Raw genomic sequence first — 227 nt, 5'->3', positions numbered from 1 at the left:
TACCAGATCAAGCGTGGATACACGAAACAGTTCGCAGATTCCATGGTACAGAGTCTCCGTGACCAGTTCGAGACCGAGCCCGCGGTATCGGCGGACGGCCACTACACTATCAGCTACGGAGCGCTCCTGCGGCTCGAGGTCTGGTCCGGTGAAAGCGGTAAGACGCTGGTTGTCGATACCGAGGCGGACAAGAACGCCGATGATGAGACGATCATCGACACCAACCG

1 protein-coding gene is annotated in these 227 nt (G+C 58.1%); it reads left to right on the top strand.

Translation table 11 applies throughout. The features are described 5' to 3' along the window. Positions 1–227: DUF5611 family protein (locus BP858_RS01835; RefSeq protein WP_286878688.1), on the top strand; the 227-nt coding region annotated here is incomplete at both ends.

This window comes from Methanoculleus sp. UBA413 (assembly GCF_002502935.1).
GTDB classification, from domain to species: Archaea; Halobacteriota; Methanomicrobia; order Methanomicrobiales; family Methanoculleaceae; genus Methanoculleus; species Methanoculleus bourgensis.
The sequence above is the reverse complement of the archived record's forward strand: the minus strand, read 5'-3'. Positions and strand labels throughout refer to the sequence as shown.